Source organism: Citreimonas sp. (assembly GCF_042096055.1).
Classification (GTDB): domain Bacteria; phylum Pseudomonadota; class Alphaproteobacteria; order Rhodobacterales; family Rhodobacteraceae; genus Citreimonas.
On sequence record NZ_JBELMH010000088.1, the window covers coordinates 1 to 1,617 of the forward strand.

General features: G+C 73.2%; 1 protein-coding gene. It reads right to left on the reverse strand.

The annotated features are described in order from the left end of the window. Nucleotides 1-1,617, reverse strand: a 1,617-nt coding sequence (locus ACFDTC_RS15350) for an ABC transporter permease (protein WP_375259775.1), incomplete at both ends; no start/stop codon positions are given.

Here is a 1,617-nt window from a genome sequence, read left to right on the forward strand (position 1 = left end):
CCCGGAACGACGTGATCTCGGCCGTGATGTCGCGCCCGAGGATGTTGACCGTCAGCGTGTCGCCCAGCGCCAGTCCCATCTCCTCGGCCTCTTCGGCGGCGAAGCTGACCTGCGGCGGGCCGTCGTAATCCTCGGGCCACCATTCGCCCGCGGTCACCGTGGTGCGGTCGTCCGGCGTGTCCGAGTAGGTCACGCCGCGGTCGCCCTCGATCACCCAGTGCCCCGGCGCGACCTCGCCCGCGGGGCGGTCGTTGATCCGGGCGATGATGCCGCGCAGCATCGGCGCGGTGTCGACGCGGCTGACCGCCGGATCTCCGTCCAGCCGTTCACGAAAGCCCGCGATCTGGTCGGGCTGGATGTCGACGAAGAAATAGCTGGGCGCGACCTCGGGCAGGTCACGCTGGATCGCGCCGCGCAGGTTGCCGTCGATCTGCCCGATCGCGGCCAGCACCGACAGGCCGAGGCCCAGCGACAGCACAACCGCGCCGGCGCCTTCGCCCGGCCCGCCGATTGCCCCCAGCGCCCAGCGCAGCGCGGGTCGCCCGCGTGCGGACGGGGCCGCGCGTCGCGCCACCCAGCGGATGCCGCCCGCGGCCAGTGCCAGCAGGACCAGCGCGCCGAGGATGCCACCCGCGGTCCACAGCGTCAGGAACGGACTGCCCGAGAACAGCCCCGCGAGCCCCACCAGCAGGATCAGCAGGACAGCCGTCGTCACGATGTAGCGCGGCGCCGGCCAGGTGGCCGCGCTGGCCAGCGCGTCGCGGAACAGGGTCGCGGCGCGCACCTGCTCGGCCCGGGCCAGCGGCCAGAGGGTGAAGATCAACGCGGTCAGCACACCGTAGAGCGCGGCCTCGAGCAGCGGTGCGGGATGCAGCGTGAACAGCGCCGGCACCGGCAGCGCCTGCGCGATTACCGGGCCCAAGGCCAGCGGCACCAGCGCGCCCAGCACCAGCCCGATGCCGATGCCGAGGATGGACAGCGCGCCGATCTGCATGAAGTATGTGGCGAAGATCACCTTCCGCGTCGCCCCCAGCGTGCGCAGCGTCGCGATCACCGGCGTCTTGCGCGCGAGGTAGGCGCGTACGGCGGACGACACGCCGATGCCGCCCACGGCCAGACCAGAGAGCCCGACCAGCACCAGGAACGCACCCAGCCGGTCGACGAACCGCGCCACGCCCGGCGCGCCGTTGCGGGCGTCGCGCCAGCTCAGCCCCGTATCCTCGAAGCGGTCGAGCGCGTCCGCGCGCACCGCGTCCAGCTGCGCGCCGGGCGGCAGAAGCAGGCGGTACTCGGTCTCGAACAGCGACCCTTCGGCCAGCAGGCCCGAGCCCTCCAGTGCCTCGGTCCGCACGATGGTGCGCGGCCCCAGGCCAAAGCCTTGGCCCACGTCGTCCGGCTCGCGCGCAAGGCGCGCGCGCAGCGTGAATTCCTGCTCGCCCAGCCGGAAGGTGTCGCCGGGGTTTAGGCCCAGCCGGTCGGCCAGAACCGGCGCCATGACCGCGCCGCGATCGGCCAGCGCCTCGTCCAGCGGCATGTCGGGTTCCAGAACGACCGAGCCCAGCAACGGGTAGGCCGCGTCGACCGACTTCACCTGCGTCAGCGCGCGCTCGGTCCCGG